The 19,696-nt window shown below is 42.3% G+C and carries 33 protein-coding genes and 1 pseudogene; all 34 read left to right on the forward strand.

Annotated elements, in window-relative coordinates:
- The first annotated feature begins 5 nt into the window (after nucleotides 1–5).
- The 34 genes and pseudogenes from G400_RS0104505 (at nucleotide 6) to G400_RS0104680 (ending at nucleotide 19,680) form a co-directional block, all read left to right on the forward strand.
- Nucleotides 6–299 carry a hypothetical protein gene (locus tag G400_RS0104505; protein WP_017262289.1) on the forward strand — a complete coding sequence of 98 codons (294 nt, stop codon included), beginning with the start codon at nucleotides 6–8 and terminating at the stop codon, nucleotides 297–299.
- A 5-nt stretch (nucleotides 300–304) separates the two neighbouring features.
- On the forward strand, nucleotides 305–574 hold the full coding sequence (locus tag G400_RS0104510) for a hypothetical protein (protein WP_017262290.1): 270 nt from the start codon (nucleotides 305–307) through the stop codon (nucleotides 572–574).
- A gap of 60 nt (nucleotides 575–634) precedes the next feature.
- Nucleotides 635–901, forward strand: coding sequence for a hypothetical protein (locus tag G400_RS0104515; protein WP_017262291.1), 267 nt, complete (start codon nucleotides 635–637; stop codon nucleotides 899–901).
- Between the two features lie 3 nt (nucleotides 902–904).
- Entirely contained in the window at nucleotides 905–1,402 is a 498-nt protein-coding gene (locus tag G400_RS14445) for an HNH endonuclease signature motif containing protein (protein WP_017262292.1), read from the forward strand.
- Nucleotides 1,386–2,114, forward strand: a complete 729-nt coding sequence (locus tag G400_RS0104525; protein WP_017262293.1) for an N-6 DNA methylase — start codon at nucleotides 1,386–1,388, stop codon at nucleotides 2,112–2,114. The genes G400_RS14445 and G400_RS0104525 overlap by 17 nt, the downstream gene beginning before the upstream one ends.
- Complete coding sequence (locus G400_RS0104530; RefSeq protein WP_162129503.1) at nucleotides 2,086–3,195, forward strand: site-specific integrase; 1,110 nt, start codon at nucleotides 2,086–2,088, stop codon at nucleotides 3,193–3,195. Before G400_RS0104525 ends, G400_RS0104530 begins: the two co-directional genes overlap by 29 nt.
- Nucleotides 3,196–3,205: 10 nt before the next feature.
- Entirely contained in the window at nucleotides 3,206–3,655 is a 450-nt protein-coding gene (locus G400_RS0104535; protein WP_017262295.1) for a hypothetical protein, read from the forward strand.
- Entirely contained in the window at nucleotides 3,645–3,800 is a 156-nt protein-coding gene (locus G400_RS16255) for a hypothetical protein (RefSeq protein ID WP_017262296.1), read from the forward strand. The genes G400_RS0104535 and G400_RS16255 overlap by 11 nt, the downstream gene beginning before the upstream one ends.
- Nucleotides 3,800–4,274, forward strand: a pseudogene (locus tag G400_RS16045) (class I SAM-dependent methyltransferase). The gene G400_RS16255 and the pseudogene G400_RS16045 overlap by 1 nt, the downstream one beginning before the upstream one ends.
- Nucleotides 4,275–4,377: 103 nt before the next feature.
- Nucleotides 4,378–4,920 (forward strand): DUF1064 domain-containing protein, encoded by a 543-nt coding sequence (locus G400_RS0104555; protein ID WP_017262299.1) that lies wholly within the window; start codon nucleotides 4,378–4,380, stop codon nucleotides 4,918–4,920.
- Nucleotides 4,917–5,156, forward strand: a complete 240-nt coding sequence (locus G400_RS0104560; RefSeq protein ID WP_017262300.1) for a hypothetical protein — start codon at nucleotides 4,917–4,919, stop codon at nucleotides 5,154–5,156. The genes G400_RS0104555 and G400_RS0104560 overlap by 4 nt, the downstream gene beginning before the upstream one ends.
- A gap of 128 nt (nucleotides 5,157–5,284) precedes the next feature.
- Nucleotides 5,285–5,608, forward strand: a complete 324-nt coding sequence (locus G400_RS0104565) for a hypothetical protein (RefSeq protein WP_017262301.1) — start codon at nucleotides 5,285–5,287, stop codon at nucleotides 5,606–5,608.
- Nucleotides 5,609–5,610: 2 nt separating this feature from the next.
- Nucleotides 5,611–5,841, forward strand: coding sequence for a hypothetical protein (locus G400_RS0104570; RefSeq protein ID WP_017262302.1), 231 nt, complete (start codon nucleotides 5,611–5,613; stop codon nucleotides 5,839–5,841).
- On the forward strand, nucleotides 5,841–6,071 hold the full coding sequence (locus G400_RS0104575) for a hypothetical protein (RefSeq protein WP_017262303.1): 231 nt from the start codon (nucleotides 5,841–5,843) through the stop codon (nucleotides 6,069–6,071). Before G400_RS0104570 ends, G400_RS0104575 begins: the two co-directional genes overlap by 1 nt.
- A gap of 85 nt (nucleotides 6,072–6,156) precedes the next feature.
- On the forward strand, nucleotides 6,157–6,576 hold the full coding sequence (locus G400_RS0104580; protein ID WP_017262304.1) for a hypothetical protein: 420 nt from the start codon (nucleotides 6,157–6,159) through the stop codon (nucleotides 6,574–6,576).
- Between the two features lie 67 nt (nucleotides 6,577–6,643).
- Nucleotides 6,644–7,189 carry a hypothetical protein gene (locus G400_RS0104585; protein ID WP_017262305.1) on the forward strand — a complete coding sequence of 182 codons (546 nt, stop codon included), beginning with the start codon at nucleotides 6,644–6,646 and terminating at the stop codon, nucleotides 7,187–7,189.
- 134 nt (nucleotides 7,190–7,323) lie between these two features.
- Nucleotides 7,324–7,503: a hypothetical protein gene (locus G400_RS0104590; protein ID WP_017262306.1), complete on the forward strand. Its 180-nt coding sequence runs from the start codon at nucleotides 7,324–7,326 to the stop codon at nucleotides 7,501–7,503.
- A gap of 144 nt (nucleotides 7,504–7,647) precedes the next feature.
- Nucleotides 7,648–8,283, forward strand: a complete 636-nt coding sequence (locus tag G400_RS0104595) for a hypothetical protein (protein WP_026017182.1) — start codon at nucleotides 7,648–7,650, stop codon at nucleotides 8,281–8,283.
- Nucleotides 8,284–8,406: 123 nt separating this feature from the next.
- The gene (locus G400_RS0104600; RefSeq protein ID WP_017262308.1) at nucleotides 8,407–8,682 is read left to right on the forward strand and encodes a hypothetical protein; all 276 of its coding nucleotides are present in this window, start codon (nucleotides 8,407–8,409) and stop codon (nucleotides 8,680–8,682) included.
- A gap of 268 nt (nucleotides 8,683–8,950) precedes the next feature.
- On the forward strand, nucleotides 8,951–9,448 hold the full coding sequence (locus tag G400_RS0104610) for a hypothetical protein (RefSeq protein ID WP_017262310.1): 498 nt from the start codon (nucleotides 8,951–8,953) through the stop codon (nucleotides 9,446–9,448).
- Nucleotides 9,449–9,482: 34 nt separating this feature from the next.
- Nucleotides 9,483–9,974, forward strand: coding sequence for a terminase small subunit (locus tag G400_RS14450; protein ID WP_017262311.1), 492 nt, complete (start codon nucleotides 9,483–9,485; stop codon nucleotides 9,972–9,974).
- Nucleotides 9,967–11,250 (forward strand): PBSX family phage terminase large subunit, encoded by a 1,284-nt coding sequence (locus G400_RS14455; protein ID WP_017262312.1) that lies wholly within the window; start codon nucleotides 9,967–9,969, stop codon nucleotides 11,248–11,250. The genes G400_RS14450 and G400_RS14455 overlap by 8 nt, the downstream gene beginning before the upstream one ends.
- Before the next feature lie 7 nt (nucleotides 11,251–11,257).
- The gene (locus G400_RS14460; protein ID WP_017262313.1) at nucleotides 11,258–12,997 is read left to right on the forward strand and encodes a phage portal protein; all 1,740 of its coding nucleotides are present in this window, start codon (nucleotides 11,258–11,260) and stop codon (nucleotides 12,995–12,997) included.
- Nucleotides 12,997–14,298: a polymorphic toxin type 50 domain-containing protein gene (locus G400_RS15660; protein WP_017262314.1), complete on the forward strand. Its 1,302-nt coding sequence runs from the start codon at nucleotides 12,997–12,999 to the stop codon at nucleotides 14,296–14,298. Before G400_RS14460 ends, G400_RS15660 begins: the two co-directional genes overlap by 1 nt.
- 2 nt (nucleotides 14,299–14,300) lie before the next feature.
- Nucleotides 14,301–14,507, forward strand: a complete 207-nt coding sequence (locus tag G400_RS0104635) for a hypothetical protein (protein ID WP_017262315.1) — start codon at nucleotides 14,301–14,303, stop codon at nucleotides 14,505–14,507.
- Between the two features lie 125 nt (nucleotides 14,508–14,632).
- Nucleotides 14,633–15,289 (forward strand): DUF4355 domain-containing protein, encoded by a 657-nt coding sequence (locus G400_RS15665; RefSeq protein WP_017262316.1) that lies wholly within the window; start codon nucleotides 14,633–14,635, stop codon nucleotides 15,287–15,289.
- Nucleotides 15,290–15,302: 13 nt separating this feature from the next.
- Entirely contained in the window at nucleotides 15,303–15,683 is a 381-nt protein-coding gene (locus G400_RS0104645) for a hypothetical protein (RefSeq protein WP_017262317.1), read from the forward strand.
- 14 nt (nucleotides 15,684–15,697) lie between these two features.
- Nucleotides 15,698–16,801, forward strand: a complete 1,104-nt coding sequence (locus tag G400_RS14475; RefSeq protein WP_017262318.1) for a major capsid protein — start codon at nucleotides 15,698–15,700, stop codon at nucleotides 16,799–16,801.
- Nucleotides 16,802–16,817: 16 nt separating this feature from the next.
- Nucleotides 16,818–17,186, forward strand: a complete 369-nt coding sequence (locus G400_RS0104655; RefSeq protein ID WP_017262319.1) for a phage head-tail connector protein — start codon at nucleotides 16,818–16,820, stop codon at nucleotides 17,184–17,186.
- Nucleotides 17,183–17,527, forward strand: coding sequence for a hypothetical protein (locus G400_RS0104660; protein WP_017262320.1), 345 nt, complete (start codon nucleotides 17,183–17,185; stop codon nucleotides 17,525–17,527). Before G400_RS0104655 ends, G400_RS0104660 begins: the two co-directional genes overlap by 4 nt.
- Nucleotides 17,517–18,002, forward strand: a complete 486-nt coding sequence (locus G400_RS14480) for an HK97-gp10 family putative phage morphogenesis protein (RefSeq protein WP_017262321.1) — start codon at nucleotides 17,517–17,519, stop codon at nucleotides 18,000–18,002. The genes G400_RS0104660 and G400_RS14480 overlap by 11 nt, the downstream gene beginning before the upstream one ends.
- Nucleotide 18,003: 1 nt before the next feature.
- Entirely contained in the window at nucleotides 18,004–18,399 is a 396-nt protein-coding gene (locus G400_RS0104670) for a hypothetical protein (protein WP_017262322.1), read from the forward strand.
- Between the two features lie 44 nt (nucleotides 18,400–18,443).
- Nucleotides 18,444–19,124, forward strand: a complete 681-nt coding sequence (locus G400_RS14485; RefSeq protein WP_017262323.1) for a phage tail tube protein — start codon at nucleotides 18,444–18,446, stop codon at nucleotides 19,122–19,124.
- A 28-nt stretch (nucleotides 19,125–19,152) separates the two neighbouring features.
- A complete protein-coding gene (locus tag G400_RS0104680) occupies nucleotides 19,153–19,680 on the forward strand; it encodes a tail assembly chaperone (RefSeq protein ID WP_017262324.1) in 528 nt (175 codons plus the stop codon).
- The last annotated feature ends 16 nt before the right edge of the window (nucleotides 19,681–19,696 follow it).

Genomic DNA, 19,696 nt, shown 5'->3' on the forward strand with positions numbered 1-19,696 from the left:
GAACTATGAGACACGCACACAGTCCTGAATTTACACGATTCGCAATTGCCGAGTATGAAAATTTATTAGACCAGCGAGACAGTGCTCAAGAACAGTTTCCTAGATTAAACAAGCATATGCACAAGGACATGACTGTCCGAATGTCTGTCAGGAACGGTCAATTACATCAGGAAATTGCGGGTGACAGTGGTTCGATTCTGGTCGCATTACTGAGCGAAGTTGAGTACGTGCAAAGAAGAATGCACATTGGCGACTATGAGTTGTTGGAAATTAAAAATGCCATCCGGCGAAAGGGGTAACAACAATGACCGAAGAAAAGACTTATACGAAAGAGGATTTACTGGACCTATTGATTGGTCACACTAGTTTCTGGGGTGAAACCAACTATGACGATGAATCACTAGCGAATCTTGATGTGTTGGATATGGTCAGCACTAATATCAGTGTGCGACTGTATCAACTTTCAAAAGAAACTAAAGACCGGCCAGAAGGTAGTGCAGCTGAGTTAAAACACCGAGCCTGGAGATTACTAACGAGATGCTCGATTCACTTCTGGAAACACGGTCACGGTTAGTGGGTGATGACGATGAAAATAGTTAGTTTACAGAGTGTGAAGTGGGGATGGTGAAGAGAAATGAATGATAAACCAAAATTACCGAACGACGTACAGGCCGCTGATCACAATTTGAGCACTCTGAACGATCACCTGTTTGATGAACTAGATCGTTTAGGAGACGAAAGCTTGACAGAAGCAGAAATCGTAAAAGAAACTGCGCGTGCTAAAGCCGTTGCCGGCATTGCTAACGTGGTTGTTAACAATGCTCAAGTTGTACTGTCTGCACAAAAACTATATGGCGATGATTTGGCAGTCGGTGCCCAAAAGCCAAAAATGTTGGAGTAGCTAATGAGATTCACAAAAGATGAAAGCCAGTTTATTTATGACAATTACAAGGGCCGAACGTTGGTGGAATTAAAAGATGAATTTATAAAACAGTTTGGCCGGATACCAAACGTGACTTCTCTACGATCATTTAAAAGCCGTCACGGACTTAGTAGTGGACTCTTGGAATACAGACTGCCGGTTGGAACAGATAAGCTGCACAAGGATGGATACGTCTGGACAAAAGTAGATGATCGCCGACGGTGGGTTCATAAGCAACGTGTTGTTTGGGAGAGAGTCAACGGACCAATTCCACGTGGAATGATGATTGTGTTTGCCGATGGAGACCGAACAAATTGTGAGCTTAACAACTTAATTTTGGTTTCTTCGCGAGCAATGGGTTCAATAAATTATTACAAACGAATCACTTCTAATCCCGACGTTACCAGAGCTGGAATCGCTTTGAGTAGATTAGAGGTTGGCATTCACGATAGGGAGAGAGGCAATGGAAAGAAAATTTGATGTAGCGACTGTTAATCGGCTGTTGGGCATTGACGAAGCATTTAAGGTTCCCGATAGATTAATGGAGATTGTGTTTGATAAGGGCTTGCGCGAAAAGGTGTTTGGTTCTTTTCTCGAAGTTTCCACAGACGTCAGTTACGACTGGTTCCATGATTATTTTGAAGAGGAACAGGCCGAACGGAAAAGTAAAAAGCAGGATTTTACGCCTAACGAAGTTTCAGAAATCATGAACAGACTGACGGGTCAGCATACTGGGACAACATTTGAGCCAACCGCTGGGACGGGAGGAATCACTATCAACAAATGGTGGCAAGACTGTTTACAAGAAACACCGCTAACGTACATGCCTCATGAACACGTCTACTGGTGTGAGGAACTCTCTGACAGAGCAATTCCCTTTTTACTGTTTAATCTAGCAATTCGCGGAATGAACGCAGTTGTATGGCATGGTGATGCACTAACACGTGAATGCCGGGGCGTGTTCTTAGTAGAGAACCCTACTGACGACTTTTTAGCATTTAGTGACGTCAACATTATGCCGTACAGCGAAGCAACAAAGAAATATTTTCAGGTTAGCAAATGGGTTGGTGATAGATATCCGGAACACATTGAGACTGATCTGGATGAGTGGTTTAGGCATGTTGATTACAATTTACAGTTTAAAGCGAAATGGGGTGTGCCACTTGCAAGACCTACAGGCAGTATCCAGTGATATAGCTAAACTGTCGCAACAAGGCAGGGGCTCACAATTTTGGAAAAAGAAAGTAAGTGCAATGAGCTTTGCCGAGTATTTTGAGTGGTGGATAGACACGTATAAGAACGGCCGCATTAGTGCGATCACGCTCAAAAAGTATTTTGCACATGCAAAATGGCTTAAAACTGTTGCACCGGACATGATGCTTCACGACCTCGATAGTAATCGTCCAGCCTTGCAATGGCTCTTGGACCAGTATGGTAAAAATCATCGTCACAAAACTGTGTTGGACTTCAAAGTTCATGTAATGGAATCCTTAAAATCTGCTCAAGATGATGATCTGGTAAAGGCTGTCCCCAAATCCCGTTTGGTTGTTCCATCTGTTGAATCTACGTGGAGTATTGAACATCAAAATGAAGTGCGAAATGCTCCAAAGGTAATGACTGAGGCTGAATATCGAATGTTTAAATCACGAACTGACTTTGAGCTTGGAAACATGCTGAAGGAAAAGCCAATCTACGGATCTAATCGAGACACGGGAACGTGTCAGCAATTTATTCTGGCTGATATTGTGTTTTTAACGCATACGGGAGCACGTTTTGCTGAAAGCCTTGGATTTAAAAAGAGCGACATTCATGATGACGACGGGTATGTAGACATTAACAAAACTTGGAATTATAGAGTTCCTGAAGGTGGCTATATGCCTACAAAAAATGAATCGTCAGTGCGTCATGCGGTTGTTGACGAATCTCTGATTGGCCTGATGGACAACTTTTCAAATTGGAAGGATAAAAACTTTGGAGCATATCCAGATCTTCCCTTGCTTGTTCAGACGGATGACGCAAAACCATATAATGCAACGTATAACCGATATCTAAAGGGGCTGTTACACGAATACGGCGTGAAAGAAAATCAGCTTTCTATTCACAAATTGCGACATACCTACATTTCTTATTTACTGACACAAGGTATTTCAGCTGAAATGATTGCGAGACAAGTGGGACACACTGATACAAAAATGATCATGCAAGTTTACGGTCATCTAATGGCTGAAAAAGAGCAAAGTGACAAATTGAAAATGCAAAGTTTAATGAGTTAGGAGGCAACGAATGAAGACTAGTGAATTTATTAAGAAGTGGAATGAAGATGGTCAAGACGAACAGGCTACGCGTTTTGGCAAAAATGGCGTAATAGTGCGCAGCAGTTTTCATGAGATTTTACACATTATCGACGATCAATTAACAATCTGTGGCGGCGGTATGTCGTTTACGTCGGATGACATTGGGTTAATCAATAGCTATTTACAAACCAAGCCTGAGAATCGCAAGGACGAACGCAAGTGGGTGATTCCGTGGGGGATCGACGCGAGTGACTACACGCAAAACATGTGGCTAAATCAAGACAAGCCAATGGTCACGTATGAAGAGAGAAAAAATTGGAAAAGTGATAAAGGCTATCAGTTCACCGATTTCGAAATTGAAAAGTTGAAGTCCACACAGTCGCCTGCTATCGCACAGGCAATCGACATTGCTAAGGAGTTGGTGAGTGATGAAACATAAAACATCAGCCTTCACTAGTACACCTATGGCGAACGAATATTGGGAAGACTACAAGCAAATTATGTTGGGAACGTTCAGAGGCTCCATTCAAGAGATTGCAGCATTGATGAGATTAATTTTGGAAGAAATGTTTGGGGTGATTTGATGACACCAATTATTGATGTGTGTTGTGGTAGTCGGATGTTCTGGTTCGACAAAGAGAATCCCAACGTTACTTTCATGGATAAACGTCATGAGACGGTTCGGTCTACTGACAACAATTGGGGTCACAATCGTGTGATTGAGATTAATCCTGATATTGTGGCCGACTTTCGGAATATCCCGTTTGATGACAACAGCTTTCACATGGTTGTCTTTGACCCACCGCATTTGCTAAAGGCTGGTAAGAATAGCTGGCTAGCAAAAATATGGGACGTTAGATGATACGTGGCCATTTGATCTACGTGAAGGGATGACTGAATGCATGAGAGTATTGAAACCATATGGAACACTGATATTCAAATGGAACGAAGAACAAATCAAGCTAAGTGAAGTGTTAGACGCATTAGGCTATCAACCGTTGTTCGGTGATAAGCGGGGCAAGACACACTGGCTGGTATTTATGAAAACTGAGGATTGAGTATGGACATTAGTTATTACGTCACCATCGCACTAGCAATTGGGTTCTTAGCAGGATTCGTGACTTGTGATGTGACGATTGGAAAGGGCAGGAAGAAATGAATATGAACTCACCTACTGCGCTGAATAAGCGCGGTAAGAAGATACACAAGTGGGGACAGGATTGGGATAGTCAGAAGGAACTAGATTTTTACGAACGATTTTTGATGAAGCAAGTTAAGCCTGATAATCTACTGATTCACCATTCATATCCACTGTGTGATTTATACCAGGTTACTAACGACCCCGTTATGGGACCAATCAAAATTCGAAGTTGGAAATACACACCTGATTTTGTTGTGTTAGACGACTTCAAACACTTTCTACATGTTTATGACGTTAAAAACTCACTAGGTGTTTACGGATTGAGTGAAGCCAACAAATTGACGTTCAAAATGTTTGCAAGAAAGTATGGCATCCCTGTTGAGGGTGTCGTCGTTAGAGCACACGACTTTAAGGTCGCCGCAATTGGTGTTAGTAAACAGTTAGACCTTGATTGGACTGCTAAGAAGGCTGCTAAGCGTGCTAAGGAAAATAAAAAGCCAACAGTACCGCCAAGAGTTAAATCAGATGTTTGGTACAACTGGAAAGAGGCGACCAACTATTGAGACCGATAGAGCATGAACGATGTCGCACGGCATACTATAACTTCTTAGCCGCAGGTCTACAGGATCATCAAGGCAACATGTGGGCCACGATTGTGTGGGCAAACGGCGTGCTAAGAAGAAAGCAGCCTAATCATACGAACGATGAAGACTATTATTTGATAAAAGCAATTCATGAGCTAACACCACAGGACGTTAACAAGATTATTCACGAATTGACCATATCAGTAGACTCTTAGCTCATTAATACAACAGAGTGTCATATGATAGTCATAAAACACACGTAGAGACGTTTTAAACAACAAGATGGTTAATTACATTCGAACAAAAGAAAAAGCCCACAGCGGGCTTACAGGAGGAAATAATCATGGCTACAAAGAAAACAACAGAATTAAAGGACAACAGCTTCTCATTCAAAGGTGAATTAGCAAACGTGCAATTTAAGACACGTAAGGATGGCAAGATTGCCGTGTTACGTGTGGAAGCACCAACACAAGACTTATCTGGCGAAGTAGCGTCACTCGTTCAAGCACAAGGCTCATCTGTTGGTATCACGATGATGCCTGCTCAAACTGAACTTGATACTGATGATGACAAGGAAGCTGATGGTCAGACATCACTCGACGTTGAGGAAGATGGCACGAAGACACCTAAGAACCGTGCTCAAGATGAAAAGAAAGCCGAGGCATAGTCATGAGCAAAGACATTAACGGTAAAACAATCAAGATCAACGATGTCTTACGCAACGTTGATAATCATGCAATTGTACTAGTCGTGTCTGGCAATAATAAAGGCTACATAGCCTTAGGGGTTGCTAACATGATTGCAGGTATTAACGATTGGTTGGACGTATATCCTGACGGTACATTTGAAATCTTAGGTAGTGCTGAAACTCATGATGACGAAGTGGTAGGTGCTCAATAATGGCTGAACAGGAAACTACCGTGATTGATAGCTGGTTAGTAGTCGAACTGGATGAATTATTTTTATCAGAGTATTCTGGGACCACTAAGAACAGTGAATTTAAATTTCGAACTCATGTCATGGGGGCCAAGCAATTTCATGACAAAAAATTGGCTGCAAAGATTGCTAAGAGCTGTCACGGACAAGTTATCCCAGTGATGGTGTCAGTTGGAATCCCTGAAAAAGTGTAAAAAAATAACCGAACTCTTTGTGAGTACGGTCGCTCTTCAAATAATTATTAGCAAAATTATTCTAACATAAAGGACGGCGGCTCACATGGGGAGTAGGTTTGAGTGGTTACAGGAGTACAGACAACTTTGTCATGACATCGGCTTCATTGAGTGGGATATCCGTAAATCGAAAGCTGAGCTGAGTCGCTGGGAAATCGGTGGTGACCTTGAACGACACGGTGAAAGTACCTCACGCGATATTGAAGGTGAAATCGCCAGGCTAGAAAAGGAACGACAGCAGCGCATTGATCTGAAAGATAGCCTACTGGAGTTGGTTCAAAGCTTTGACGGTATTGATGAGAAAATTATGTATAAGAAGTATGTTGATGGCGAAACTTTAGAACAGATTGCAGAGGATTTGAATTACAATATCTCTTACATTCGCCAGAAGCATGCTGAACTGCATAAACGTTTAGACTGGCTAGATAAATGGACCGATGATGGACAGACTGTTTTGCCCTTGTAGAATGATAAAACGTATCTCATAATTGAGGTACGTTTTATTTTGTTTGTTAAATGGGGATGAAAATACAATGACTGATTTGATGAAATTTTTATTTGTAGACGTACATGGAAAATTTGAATGGATAGGAATTACTTCAGTGCTGGCAATCGTCACGTTGACGTACAACGCATGGGATAGACGAAGGCAATTTAGAGCTGACCTTATTTCTAAAAGCAGAATAAAATGGATGGAACAAGTTCGACCATTGGTTGCCAATTTTTACACTGATTCAAAAAAGTATATTTTCGATCGACTACATGCAAATACGAAATCACAAACTTTAAGTATTCCGGAATTAAACAACAATTTAGTCAAAGTGCAGGAACTGTACACCCAAATCATTTTATTTACACCTGATAACGAGTCAAATGAATTGTTACTTCATTCTGTGAAACTTGTTTGGGGTGAAATAGATAATATGAGTGACTACGCAGATTTAGTTGCTACTCGAAAAATATCCAAAAGCAAGCTTCAAGCTGTAAATGATTATATGATGGATTTGTTTAACAATGGCGTCAAACAGTCTTCAAAATATTTTAAATTAGAATGGGACAGAGCGAAGGCCGGAGAATAAAAATGTTAGGTTTGTTTCAGGTCATTAACCCGATGTTTTTCTAGGTAATCAGGGTTTACAGTAATAGCATAAAGTTTTGCAGGTATCTCGGTCATTAAGTTGGCTGGGATATTTTTATGGCAGAGGAGACTAATATGCGAGTTCAAACCTTACGTAGTGAAGAACAACATGGCGACAAAGCAATTGACGATATTAAGGTAGTGCGTGACTGCATTGCTAACGCAATTGAAACTGAAGATACACGATATTTAGTTAAGGCGTTGATTAGCGTCGACAGAGTGGAGAAATATTTAAAGGCACTTGAGTACGAATAATAATTGTAGTAGAGCGACACGTTATATTGGCAGCATCAAATAGTTAAAAAGGACAGTTGCAAAGGGGGAGCATTGCTATGTTATCATTACTAATGAAAAGTATTTCAAATAAAAGGATAAATTTTGTTGGGGCTGATAATTACAATGTTTACATTTATTCAATTAGGGGAGTCGACTTCGTTCTGGACAATCATCAGTGCAATTGGAGCGTTTGTTACTGCTTTTGTGGCAATAGCTATCGCTATTGCGAACCAGCGTCTTACATTAAAAATTTCTCGTGAGAACAGGGCTAAAAGTTCAGAATTTAGATTTAGTGAAAGCCGACCTTTTTTTCTTATTGAAGAAGTAAAAGATTTGACCTGGATAACAAAACATCACAGGATAATCTTTTATAATGGAAGTAAGAGTCAAATTGACTTTGATAGATCATTTGCTATACGTATTCATAATGTTTCAGAAAAAATATTAATGGCTGTAAAGGTTGTCATACAAGTTGGTGAAGAGAAGCCAAACGTTTTCTATACCACGTATATTAAACCTACGCATACTAATGCTTTTTTGATACCAAAGGATCCAATTCCAAAGGATTTAAAGATTACAATTTATTTTCATACTGAAGTCAGAGAACGTATTAAGCTCGTTTGGAAAAAGAAAAATGGAAAATGGCAATATGACGGAGATCAAAAGGAGCTAGAACATCGGTTAACCGATACAGAGAGTGTGAAGGCCTTCAAGGATTATGATGTTGCCAACTTTCATGAGACAAAATATATTAGCTAACAGAGACGATTCCATGAATTGTTTCTAAGCGGTTAGTCATTGCGACTAGCCGTTTTTAATTATGGGTCGTTCACTCACAAGACGGATTTTGTTGTACAATGTCCCTAAAAGGGAGGCAGCAAAATGAGCAAAGAAGTAGATTTCTTTAAAGGCGAACTTGCAAAAGTTCTCCCACCTAACCCTGAACCTGTTAGTGGTCCAGAACTGATAGAACGTGGTATTGATAAAGGTCTTGATGAATCAAGACTGAATGATATTATGGACTATTTAACAAAGAACAGTGATTCTGGAAATAATGCGTATTTAACACAAATGCGTAGCCCAATCACTGGGCAACCGGTCTTGACAACGTCATTTAGTATTAAACAAATTCAAGATTATTTAGATAAACTGAATTGAGTTTGTAAACGCCTATAGTGGGCGTTTTTATTTTGGAGTAAAAATGAAGCATACTAGGTACGGATACATAAGCCGTGAGGAGGCCAAGATTGATGGTTATTTTGAACGGTGGTTAAAACTTAAGAAGCAGAGTGAGCGTCGTCCAAGTGGGCGGCGCTTTTCTAATGAAAGTAGAGTAAGAGCATGGAGGAAAACGATGAAAATACATAGTGACAAAAGAGATCAAAGAATCAATACTTAAAGCATATTAAACCAAGGAGCTTGAAATATGCTTAATTTACTTAGTAATGTGATGCCTGAAGAGATTAAACGATTGTCCAGAAGTCGCAAAGGAATTTTTTGGACAGCAATTATTTGCTGTATAGCTAGTCATTACATGAGTTTTAGACTAGATAAATCATATATTCGTTTTATTAATACCGCCATGATTGTTGACGTAGCAGTTATACGAGCACTTGTTGTTCCATTTCTTGTAACCACTCTGTTAGCACAGGTTGCTACAGAAGGTCATTTTAAGTGGCTAAATTTTAAATTTATTTTAAGTGCCTTTTGGAACGAAGTTAATGTATATGAACTACTGGTGTCTGCGAGCCTTTTGTGGTTAGCTTTGAACAATATTCAGGCCGGGCACACTTTTCTTGGTGGAATAATGAGATTGAAAAACGCAGGTTTGAATTTGCAAACTCTCACTAGTGCTGGCGGCTTGCTTTGGCTATTTATTATAGGATCATCTTTAGTAACTACATCAATTTTTGAGGAAGAGTGAACTGAGTTAAATCTTGAGGTGACGGTGAGATATTATGACAAAACTAACTGAGAAACAGCAAAAGTTTGCAGACGAGTATTTGCAAACACTGAATGCAGCAGACGCTTATCGCAAGGCTGGCTATGCTGCAAAAACGAATGCAACGCAGCGTGCTAATGCGAGTCGATTGCTAACGAATGCTAACGTGTCAGCATATCTCGCCACTCGCCTCAGTGAACTAAAATTAAACGAGAAAATGAGTCAGGAAGAGGTCATTGAACGTTTGACTAACATTGCCCGTGGTACTCCAACTACGACAGCATTTAAGCGGATTGATAAGACCAAACGTGATGACGATGGCAATCCAGTGATTGAGTACGATACCGAGACCACAGTGGCTCCTGACACAGGTTCACAGTTGCAAGCATTAGAGGATTTAGGCAAGTACTACAAGTTATTCACAGAGCGTCAGGAGATTAATGCCCGTGTTGGTCCAGTAACAATAACTGATGATATTCCAGATAAAGGTGTTGATGGGGATGGCTAAACTAAGCCAACTTATCGCGCCTTCTTTTTATGGATTGCATCAGGATGTTAAGCACCACAAACACTCGAATTATTGGTTGAAAGGCGGACGTGGTTCTACCAAGTCATCGTTTGTATCGTTGGAGATTGTCTTAGGCTTAATGGCTGATCCAGACGCAAATGCCGTTGTGTTACGTAAGGTGTTCGGCACGATGCGTGAATCTGTTTATGACCAGTATCTGTGGGCTATTGATGCCTTAGAGGTCAGTCACTTGTGGGCAACGTCAACTAGTCCATTGCAGCTAACGTACATCCCCACAGGTCAGCAAATACGATTCAAGGGTGCTGATAAGCCAAAGAAGATTAAATCACAGAAGTTTCGTCATGGATTTACTAAGTACAAGCACTATGAAGAAGCTGACGAATTTGTAGGAACGTCTGAAATTCGGAGTATCAACCAGTCACTTAACCGTGGTGGTTCAGGAATTATCACGTTTTACACGTACAACCCGCCGGCAAGTCAAAACAATTGGGTCAATCAGGCAGTAACCCATGAGAAGTTTCGTAAAGATACGCTGGTGCACAGTTCGGACTACTTATCAGTTAATCCTAAGTGGTTAGGCAAAGAGTTCATAGCGGACGCTGAACAGCTTAAAAAGGACAATCCAAAAGCTTATGATCATGAATACTTAGGTGAAGTCACGGGTACTGGCGCTGAAGTATTTACTAACCTTGATTTACGTGAAATATCTGATGATGAGATTGCTAATTTCGACCATATTAAGCAAGGACTTGACTACGGGTTTGCACACGATCCAATTGCCTACATGTTGGAGAATTATGATCCAACACGTAGAGTTTTGTACATCTACAACGAGATTTACCAAGTGGGGATGACGAACCGTGAAGCGGTTGCGGCCATTCAGAAGTTAAATCCCATGAATGACCAAATCATCTCTGATCGTGAACCACGAACGATAGCTGAGTTTAACGACTTAGGCTTAAACATTGTAGGTGCAATCAAAGGACCGGGTTCGCGTGACCACAATTACAAATGGCTGCAAGATTTACGCCAGATTGTGATTGATCCGATTCGTTGTCCGAATGCGGCTCGTGAGTTTAGTGGCTATGAACTGGCACGCGATGGCAACGGTAATTTCAAAGCCGGTTATCCAGATGGTAATGACCACACGATTGACTCAACTGCTTATGCGTTGAATAACGATATTGACAGAATTAAGACCAACACGGTGAGCCATGCACAACAGGCAGCCGCACTAAGAAATTTAGGAATCTAGGTGAATTATGGCAAATGATACGAATGCACCATCGACGATGCAGCCTTGGTCGTTTTATCCCAAGAATGCGGACGTGAAGATGTTAAACGGCCCACGATTTGACCAAGACGCTAATCGAACGTTTAAGATTGATGCCAATAAGTTTGCACAAGTAAAAGATGATCCAGACGCTTTAGGGGATGTTGTGAGTCGGTTTATTAATCGGCACTACACACATCAACTAAAGCGTATTTTGGCTATGCAGCGTTACTACATTGGTGCTAATGACATTAAGTTTTGGAATTCAGGCAAGGCAATTAACCGTGCGGATAACCGGATTGCTAATGAGATGCCGAAATATATTACAAACATGCGGGTTGGGTATACCTTTGGTAATCCAATCCGTTTTCAGTACAACGACGATTCTAGTCAAACAGATACTGACAGGGATACCGTTAATGAGGTTGTTGATGACTTTGATAAACGGACCAATGAGGCTTATCACGAAAAGGTTATGAAAAAGAATTTGTCCGTGACTGGTCGTGCTTATGAGTTGAATTACGTCAACAAGGATACAAATGATCCTTATGTAATGGCATTAGACCCAAGTGAAGCATTTGTCGTGTATGATACCGACCCTGAACAACATTCACTGTTTGCGGTTCACTATTACTACGTTGAAGATGACGAGACGCCACTGTGGTATGTGGACGTTTATACAGCTGACCACATCATTCACTATCAACCGACGGGTTATCCAAACTCACAGCTCGCGTTTGATCCACAACAAAAGGATAGCTTCGAAGAACATTACTTCGGTGCTGTTCCAGTGACCGAATACGTCAACAATGACGAGCGGTTAGGTGACTGGGAAGGTGAAATGGACAACTTCGATGCCTATGACAAAGCAATCTCTGAAATGGCGAACAGCGAAGAAGATTTTAGTAACGCAACGTTAGTTATTTCAGGGGAATTCGACTTTGGCACTGATGAAAATGGAAAGCCAAAAGTACATCCTGATGTTGATTCATTGAGCAGATACATGTGGCTGAAACCAGCGCAGGTTCAAAATGGAACAGGTGGTAACACTGTTGTTCCACCTAAAGCCGAGTACTTGACTAAAGAGTTGCCGATTGATGCTTGGAACGCTTATGTAAAGACTTTATCTGACAACATGCACAAGTTCACCAATTCGCCGAATGTCGCTGACGAGAACTTTGCTAGCAATGCTTCAGGTGTTGCGATGTCTTACAAACTTTGGGGCAGTGACCAAGAACGAGCGACCCAACAAGAATTGTATGCGCGTGGCTTAATGCGTCGCTTACGGTTGTTAGGGAACTACTGGTACACGCTGGGTAAGATTAAGAGTGCTGACTTGATTGAGAACATCACACCAATCTTCACACCGAACTTGCCCAAGAATGATTCAGAGATCGTTGGCAACGTCCAAAAGCTGTCGCAGACTGGTGACTTTAGTCAGCAAACGCTGTGGGAGATGGCGCAGCCAGTTACTGGTATTGACCCTGACGAAGAACAATCACGAATGGACGCACAAGCAGATTCTGAACCGAAAGTAACAATGCCGGGTGATTATCCAGACAGTTTCGGTAAAACGTCTGAAACGGACAGCACGGCGCCAGAACAAGACAGTAACGGGGATGAAACCAATCCTGAACCAACCGGTGTTCAATCGGTTGAACAGGATAAACAAGCGGTCATCTTGCAAGCAATTGCTAATCAGCGAAAACAACAGGGTGGCGGTAATTAATGGAACGCAAGGACGTTTTGAAACTTGCCAAGCAAGTCTACGGCGAGAACGACAAAAGGGTCACTGAACTTGTTGATTTGTTCAGCACTGCCGGTAACGACATAACGAATGCGTTGAGCGAGTTTATTGCTAATGAGGTTAATTGGTCATCACCTGCGCCGAAGTCTCAGATACAAGAGCTGATGGACGATATTGCTAAGGTAGCCGTGAATGCGGCCATGGATGAACGACCATTTGTTAATCAAACGTTCCGTGATGAACGTATGAAGACTTATGGGGATGTTGCCAAACAAAAAGTTAACCTGATTTTGGTTCAATTGGCACTTGGCGAAAAGCAAATCGTTCAGGATAACTTGGACAATGTTGACAGAGCGCCAGAAGTGAATCCACAACCCAATAAGCCCGTTTATTCACGTTCTAAAACTGAACACGCCATACGCAAGATTGTGGGTGACCATCACCCAGGTTGGCAGGGTACTTCATGGCAAGACCGTATCTATAAAGAAAAAGCCGCACTAATGCGGCAGTTAGATGAGCAGGTCGATGACGTGTTGAAGAATCATTACAAGCCACAGGATTTTCGTAAAGAGATTGCTGCCAAACTTGATTCATCTGAGAAGCGGTCTGAACGAATCTTACGAACGGAATCAAGCGGTGAATTCTCACGGCGACTGGTTGATGATTTCACACAACGCAACGTTAAGCGATACAAGATTGAAGCCGCATTATCGGCGAATACCTGCAAGGAGTGTGAAGGTCTAGATGGTAAAGAGTTTGACATGGACGAAGCAAGTGAGGGCGTGACGCTACCGCCGTTTCATCCGAACTGTCAGTGCACGATTATTGAAGTGACCGATGATGATTTCCATGTCGACTTTAGCAAGATGCCAAAGTATTACGGATTAGGGGATGATGACCGACAATCCGAGACAGATACGACGTCATCGTTATATAATGGTGACGTAAAAGTCGGTCAGAAATACGTTAGTGACAAGATGTCTTCCGGCGAATGGACTAACCTTATTAAGACCGACATGCAGCAAAAGCACATGGAATCTTCAAAGCTACCTGGAAAGAGTTATCTGTACGATACCGAAGACCCGCAACAACTGCTTAATAAGTATTCAGGTCATGGTGAGTTGCAAAAGACTCATGCAGGCGACTATAAAAACACCGAAATCATTAAAACTGATCATGTCGTCGGTGTTGATTATCGAACTGGTAAAGAAACACAATGGATTAAGATTCATCATTCACAAACGAGAACACATATTGTTCCGTTCCTACCAAAGGAGGAGTAGCCATGGACTTATTCAAATATTCTGGAAAAGTTAAAATTGAGTTCGTCGATGGTAGTCGCCCATTGACGGGAACAGTGTTCGGATACACGGCACCGGGTGATAGTGACGATAATGTACAAGAACTGGATTTGAAAGATGTTGATGATCCCAAACTGACGGGCGTTATCAACATCACCGAGCCAGAAATTAAATCAGTAACGCAACTCTAATTAAATAATCTATCTAAGCGGTGACCTTAACAGGCATCGCTTTTCTTATGCCCTTTTTTCGGCAGCGGGCGTAAAAGAACAGCTGATAGTTATACCACTTAAAAAGTATTCGGGAGGAATTTATTATGTTTACACGATTATTACCAATGAATTTGCAGTACTTTGCTGAACCAGTTCCAGCAGGTAGCGGCGAGGGCAACAACACCAATGTATCTAACACTCAATCAAACAACAATGACGGTGAGCATGAAGATGACAATGGTGGTGATGATCCAGAAGGTAGTGACAAGACTTTTAGTCGTAAAGATGTCCGTGGCCTGATTTCTAGTGCAATGGATGACTTTAAAAATAAGTCATTACCAGGGTTACTAGAACAGGCCCGTAAAGACGGTGAGAGCCGTGCCAAGATGACTGAAGAGCAACGTGAATCGGCTGACCAAAAAGCGCACCAAGACGAACTGGATAAGCGTGAAGCTGAATTGAATCACCGTGAATCAGTCAGTGCAACACGTGACTTATTGGCTAAGAACAGTTTGCCAGAAGACTTTGCAGAAATGCTGACTGATAACGACGCTGACAAGCGTTCACAACGTGTTGAAAACTTTGGTAAGGCATTCAATAAGGCAGTTCAAGCAGGCGTTGAGGAACGTTTGAAAGGCAATCGCAATCCTGGTCAATCCGTAAATAATGGCAGTAATCATGATGACACTGAATTCGCCCAAAAATTAGCGAAAGCAACCCATCCGAAGAAGACAGCAAATGACTTCTTTGGTAACAAATAAGGAGGTTTAACTCATGACAGTTAAACATGATTTCATCTCAGAAAATCAAGTTCTGGGAAACGTACAACACAAAGTGGCCTTGCCTGCTTTGATTGGTTCAACTGGTGTAACTGCTGTAACTGCTGACAACTTTGGCCGCAAAGTAATTCCCGCTGGCACAGTGGTTGGCGGTTCTGCATCGTTCTTAGATGACTCACAAGCTGTGTTATCAGCAGGTCAAGATGCTAATGCACAGGGTGTTCTAGAACATGATGTTGATGTTACCAGCGGCAATGCGACTGGCACTGTCATCATCTTTGGTTTCGTGAATACAGCCCGCATTCCAAATGTCACTGTGTCAGATGCCGCTAAAAAGTCACTTGCTGGTAAAGTCACGTTCTTTAACCGGCAATAGGAGGATAAAAAACGATGAATATTTTTGATTTAGTCAACGCTACAAACATTGCTGCGTACTGGGAAACAATTGCCCAAGAACAACAACCTTTTTTAGGTGAAACTTTATTCCCCAATGTTCGACAAGTGGGGATGGAAATGGACTGGTTGAAGGGTGCTTCTGGTGCGCCGGTTGCTTTAGCACCATCAGCCTTTGATTCAAACGTTGTACCACGTGGCCGTAAAGGATTGACCAAGCTAACCCAAGACTTGGCATTCTTCAAAGAATCTAAGTATGTTGATGAAAAATTACGTCAACAATTACTGATGTTGGGTAACAGTGCTGATCAAACATTACGTGACACAATCATCGCCCACATCTTTGATGACGATGTTGAACTGATTCAAGGTGCTGCCTTGCGTCGTGAAATGATTCGGATGGAAGCACTGACTACTGGTTTTGCACACGTTTCGGGTAACGGCGTGGACATGACCATTGATTATGACATGCCAAAAGAAAACATCGGTGCTTCAAAGGTTGCTTGGGGTGATGCAAAGGGTAATCCATTTGATGACTTCACTCGCATTACTGACCAGATTGCGAATAAGACAGGTGCCACAATTAGTCGTGTCTTGATGAACCGGACAACTTGGAACACGTTAGCAAGCAACGATGCAATCAAGTCCACATTGCTGGCTAACGCCGCAAGCAAAACAAATGTTGTATTACCTAAGTCCGCTATTATGAGTTATATCTCAGATGAATACGGTCTGGACTTCGCAATTTACGACAAAGGTTACGTTGGTACTGATGGTAAGTTCACGAAGTTTATTCCAGACGGTAAGGCAATCTTCATGCCAGCTGTTGACCTTGGCGAAACCCACTTTGGTACAACGCCTGAAGAAGCTGACCTGTTGGCTTCATCCGCTGCACAAGTTCGTATCGTTGATACTGGTGTTGCAGTTACAACTATGACGAAGACTGACCCAGTGAACGTTGAAACCAAGGTTTCTATGATGTCGTTACCATCATTTGAACAGGCTGATTCTGTCTTTATCTTGGACACAACAGCCGGTGCAACGCCAGCAACTAGCACAACTGGTTCAACAAGTACCACAACGTCAGGTTCAAGCAAGTAGTTGGCGGAGGTGCACTATGACTGATGATGAACGTAAAGCACGTATTGATAGCCTTCTGCATGGTGTGAAGTTGATGCGTGACTTGAAGGATAGTGACACTGAACTTGATGCAAAACTAACGTTGTACATCGGGGATGCATTGGACGCTATCGGTATTTTTATCAACAACGTGGATGTACCAAAACAACTCGATGGTGTCATTCGTAAGATGGCAGCGGCTAAGTTTGTGCAGGAAGCTGCAGAGGGCACGACTGCTACATCAGAAGAAGGTTTATCCTTCACATTCTCAGATGATGACATGAAGCCATTTGCCACACTACTGAACAAGTATATGGACAATCAGTCTGGTGCTAATCGACTTGGATCGGTGGTGACTTGGGATTGAGGATTGAAAAAGTTTATCTACTCAGCAACCAGTCATCAACGCCAGCTGGTTCATTGAACCGCAAGAAGAAACCAGAATTGATTGAAACGATTGCTGATGCACGCATTAATCAAATGGGAGACCAACGACAGATGACGGCGTTTGGAAAAGTTTATGCTGACGCTCGTATTGTTCGAGTCACGGGTGAACACCTAGCAGAACGAATCGGTCTGTCAGATATGAACATCAAGTCGTTTGAGCCAAACTATGCCATCACTAAAATCGCTCATCATCAACACAAGACTGACTTTTATATCGTCGTCGATAAGCAATTAGTCGGAGGTGATCTAAGTGGCAACTAACAATGAACACATTCCGACAGTTCGCTATCGGATGACGGATAATTGGTCGGGTCCGATTAAGAACCTGATGCACACGATGGCATCAGTCGGTTCAGGCGAAGGTGTCGCGCATCTTCAACGAGTACAGTTTGGTTTGGATACGAATGCCAAGAAAGTTATCCACGGTGCTGGTGTTCTGACCAAACGTAGAGCACGTGAGATTGAACGTGCCAATGTTGGTGGTAAGAAGTCAGGTTATGTGCCAACAGGGAACTTGATGCGCAGTATTGACTCCCATGACAGTTCAAACGGGATGCAAACTGAAATTGCACCACAAGCAATGTCAAAAAAAGACTATGAATATGGTCAGGCTGTCGAGTTTGGTACAAAAAAGATGGCTGCTGAACCGTTCATGAAACCTGCTGGGGATGCAATCGGGAGTAATCTAAATGAAACTGCCCGTAAGGCTCTCAAACAGGCGAGTGAGGAGGCTTAACATGGAACCCATCTATCCAGCCGTGGACTTGATACTGAGTGCAAAGCAAGCGTTAAAAGGCGTTGATGTGCTGGTCTTATTACCCAGTGACGATGACGACAATCTACATTTTCCACAAGTTGATTTAAGTCTTGCCGATAGCGTGGACATCAGTCAATTAAAATACGGCAGTCAAGACAAAATTACACTGACTGCTGACCTGTACGTTGAACATGATTCCTATGGAGATGCACTTAATCTACAACAGACTGTTATTGATCGATTGAAGTCGTTGTCTGGGTTGAACTATCCATTCAAAGCCACACATTATTCAAGTCGTATTATTACCGATAATTCACTAGAAGACCGGACACTTTTTCATGTGCCGATACTAGTGGACTATCAAGTTAGTTATTAACTGAGACGCTTAGGCGTCTTTTTATTTTGGAAAGGGGCAGAAATATGCCATCAGGAATTGGAGCAACGACTGAAGTTATCAGTCCTAAATTTGCGGATAAGATTATTTACTTTTACAAGCGTGATAGTTGGCCGAAGTCACGTAAACCAGAAGTTTTAGGGTTACAAGGTGCCAGTTCTGGTACTAACACACGGACGGCCACTAATGTGCAGACTAAGACGGTTACGCTAAAGGCCGTAGGAGCTAAGACACAACAGCGAGTTGTTAACCTTGTCTACACACAAAATGATGGACTATATCACGAATTGAATGACGCTTGGTCCAAAGGTGAAGTTATCCATCTCTGGAAGGTGGACTTTAACACGTTGCAAGGAACAACGCCTAATCGTACAGCAGAGGCTGAATACTCACAGTGCCTAGTACCACAGTTGCCAATTACAGAAGGTGTTGGTGCGATTACACAATCCAACACGACATTTGAAGTTCAGGGCGAAGCTGTAGACACGGAAGGTGATAACAGTACACCTGCACGAATTAAAGAAAGCGATTTAGCTGACGGTTCATTTGAAGTCATGAGTCAGGCACTTTACGCATTTAGTCATGGTCAAGATGTTGGTGATAACAGTGCGACAACTCAATTGCCAGATGAATCACAACCAGCCGGTAATACATCGAGCGCTGGTTCAACGGGTTCGACAACTGGTTCATCAACAACTGGTAAGTAACTTCTAAACAAGAAAGGATTATTAAATCATGCAAGCATTAAACATTAACGGTAAATCACTCACACCACGGATTAATTTTCGTTTTCGTTCAGTTCTAGCCAAAAAGCTTGGAGATGAAAACGATAAATCAGGCTTTAGCAACTTAATCACCGGTTTGGTTCAATCTGACCCAGATGCATTGCTTTCATTCTATGAAGCTGCCTTAGCTGGTGACCATCCAAGTGACGATGACTTATTTGATGCAATGGACGACCAAGTATTTAAAGACGACGACTCGGAGGATGCGGCTTTCCGTGATGCAGTCAACGCCTTAAACAACAGTGGTTTTTTCAAGATCAAGGCCAAAGCTTGGAAGAAACGCAACGAACAATTGCGGACCATCTTGCAAGCACAGTTAGACGCATTGGCCGACAGCGATACAGCGGCAGCAGCCAACCAGAAGACGGGTTATCAAGTCGGTCTGGATCAAATCAACGACAGCGAGAACGCCTTCGACAAGATGACGGCACCACAGGAAGCACCGGCAGCGGAGACGACGACCTCTCAAATTGGCTAGAAGGTGCCCGTCGCTA

The organism is Furfurilactobacillus rossiae DSM 15814 (assembly GCF_000428925.1).
GTDB lineage: Bacteria > Bacillota > Bacilli > Lactobacillales > Lactobacillaceae > Furfurilactobacillus > Furfurilactobacillus rossiae.